The sequence below is a fragment of the Streptomyces mexicanus genome (assembly GCF_902506575.1).
In the GTDB taxonomy this organism is placed as follows: domain Bacteria; phylum Actinomycetota; class Actinomycetes; order Streptomycetales; family Streptomycetaceae; genus Streptomyces; species Streptomyces mexicanus.
Genome location: NZ_LR732700.1, coordinates 1 through 2,070 on the forward strand (window position 1 = coordinate 1; position 2,070 = coordinate 2,070).

The following is a 2,070-nucleotide window of genomic DNA, read 5'->3' on the forward strand; positions in this document are numbered from 1 at the left end:
CGCCCGCCCCGGGCGCTTCCCCGAGGGCCGGTACCGGAGCTTCACCCACCCCCTCCGCGTCCTCCTGCCCCAGTTCCTCGCCCGCTCCCGTGGATGCCGCCGCTCCCGTTGCCGTCGTCGCTTCCTCCGGCCCGGAGGCATCACCGTGCCCGGCCGGGCCCTCGTCCTCCGCCGGACCCGGTCCCGACCCGTCCGGCTCGGCCCCGTCCGGCCCGGAAACGGAGGGGGTTGTCGCGGCCGTCGCCCCGATGCGTTCGGTGGTCAGCAGGATCAGGCCGCCGGTGGCCGTCACCGCGCAGGCGAGGGCGAGCACGGTGCCCGTCGCGCCGTACCGGAAGGTCTCGCCGAACAGCGTGATGCCGACCGCGGCCGCCACCACCGGGTTGACCACCGTCAGCGTCGCCAGCGGGGCCGTCAGGCCGCCGCCCCGGTACGCGGCCTGCGACAGCAGCATGCCCGCCGTGGCCAGCGCGCCGATCGCGGCCAGCGACGGCAGGTCCGACGCGGCCGGTCCGTCGCCGACGTCCACCGCGACCGTCTTGGTGAACACCGACGCGATGCCGAAGGAGATGCCGGAGCCGGTGGCCAGCAGCACGCTGCGCACCGCCGGGTGCCGGTGCGCGGCCCGGGCCGCGACGGTCAGCACCACCACCGCCCCGCCCGTGACGGCGGCCAGGGCCACGCGCTGCGCCGAGGGCAGCGACTGGGCGGAGGAGGCGCCCACCAGCGCCAGCAGCCCCGCGAGTCCGACCGTCGCCATGGTCGCGCCCCGCCACGCGGCGGCGCCCGCCCGGCGGCCGGCGAACAGCGCGGCCATGGGCAGCGCGAACACGATCGTCAGCGCGCCCAGCGGCTGCACCAGGCTCAGCGGGCCGTAGGCCAGCGCGACCACGTGGAGCAGCGCACCCAGGCCGTTGAGCGCGACCGCGGCCCACCAGGCCGGCCGGCGCAGCGGCGCATACTGCTCGCCGGGGGAGGACACCGCGACACGCTCCTGCACGATCGCGCCGCCGGCGTAGGCCACGGCGGACACGAGGGACAGCAGCACGGACAGCGCGAGGGCGCTCATGATCCGCTCCTTCGCGGGAGGCGGGGGCGCTCGGCCCGGCGTGGCGAACGGTCGGCTTCCATGGTCGACCACCTTGCCGTGCCGCCGACTTCCCGTCGTCGTCCCTGAGCACGCAATGGGTCCTACTGCCGATGGAGTACGGGCCGGGCACAGTCCACCTCCGGGCGGGTGACAACCCGGCCGCCCCCTAGGGGCCGGGCACCGCCTGGTACTACTGCTCGGGTGGAATTCGACGCCCGACTCGCCGCCCTCCAGCCCCTCGGCGGCTTCTTCGTCCTGCGCACGGGCGAGCCGCCGCACGGACCGTTGCCCACGCTCGCCGAGGCCTACGCTCCGGCCGTCGCCTGCGCACGCGATCCCCGGAGCGCGACCGGTGATACCCGGGGTGCGACCGGTGACACCCGGACCGCGACCGGCGATCCCCTTGCCGACCGGGTCCGCAGGGTCGCCGAGGGCATCGCCGCCCCCGAGGCGCGGGTCGCCGCCTCGGTGGCGCAGCAGGCGCTCGCGGCCCGGCTGTGGTCGGTCGCGCTGGGCTGCGCGGTGCGGTACGGGCGGATCCCCGACCTCGATCCGCGCCTGCTGCGCTGGGACCCGGCCGGCAGCGCCCCCGACGACCTGTGGCTCACCGCACCGCGTCCCGGTGCGGGCGGCGACGCGGCGAGTGTCGCCGAGGCGGTCCTGCACGGCCACCTGCGCCCCCTGGCCGCGGCCCTGCGCGCCCGCCACCGCCTCGCGCCCGGACTGCTGTGGGGCAACGCCGCCTCCGCGCTGGCCGGCGCGGCCCGCCAACTCGCCCGCAGCGCTCACGAACTCGGACGCCCGGACACCGGCGAGCGCGCCCGCACCCTGGCGGCCCGGATCCTCACCCACCCGCTGCTCGTCGGCACGGGCACTGTCACCGGCACGGACTTCCGGCGGCGCAGCTGCTGCCTGTACTACCGGGTGCCCGGCGGCGGGGTCTGCGGCGACTGCTGCTTCACCCGGCCACCGCGCTCACC

General features: G+C 77.3%; 2 protein-coding genes. One reads left to right on the forward strand and one right to left on the reverse strand.

The window, feature by feature from the left end:
• On the reverse strand, window positions 1–1,069 hold a 1,069-nt coding region (locus GV126_RS35425), incomplete at its 3' end, for a DMT family transporter (protein WP_236570404.1).
• 222 nt (window positions 1,070–1,291) lie between these two features.
• On the opposite strand from GV126_RS35425, the gene GV126_RS35430 reads away from it, so the two are divergent.
• The coding region (locus GV126_RS35430) for a (2Fe-2S)-binding protein (protein WP_159675533.1) at window positions 1,292–2,070 on the forward strand (779 nt) is incomplete at its 3' end.